A 351-nucleotide genomic window follows, 5' to 3' on the forward strand; every position below is an offset into this window, starting at 1 on the left:
AACATTATGAGATTTAAATCTTTCGATTAAATTGGAAGTAAAACCAGTATAATTTTTCTTGAATTTTTCAGAATAAAGAATGTAAACAACAAATTCAGCCATATTTCAAAACGCTATAAACAAAAAAACTCCAGATTTCTCTGAAGCTTTTACTTAGTAGCGGGAACAGGACTCGAACCTGTGTCCGCCGCGGCGGATATGAGCCCGACGAGTTAATTGTTGATAATCAAATTTTTAATAAATTCTCTTCCAATTCCAGTTTTTAAATATTTTTCTTTTTTGATAGCTTCAGCTTTTGCATCGAAAAATTCAACATAAATTACTTTCCATGGTCTAAATTTTAGAGTGTAA

At 30.8% G+C, this 351-nt stretch carries 2 protein-coding genes; both read right to left on the minus strand.

Going from position 1 to position 351, the window contains the following annotated elements:
• The coding region (locus tag DMB65_RS22610) for a GIY-YIG nuclease family protein (RefSeq protein ID WP_165835015.1) at positions 1-102 on the minus strand (102 nt) is incomplete at its 3' end.
• 110 nt (positions 103-212) lie between these two features.
• The coding region (locus DMB65_RS22735) for a GIY-YIG nuclease family protein (RefSeq protein ID WP_394336128.1) at positions 213-351 on the minus strand (139 nt) is incomplete at its 5' end.

Source organism: Flavobacterium cheongpyeongense, assembly GCF_003202435.1.
GTDB lineage: Bacteria > Bacteroidota > Bacteroidia > Flavobacteriales > Flavobacteriaceae > Flavobacterium > Flavobacterium cheongpyeongense.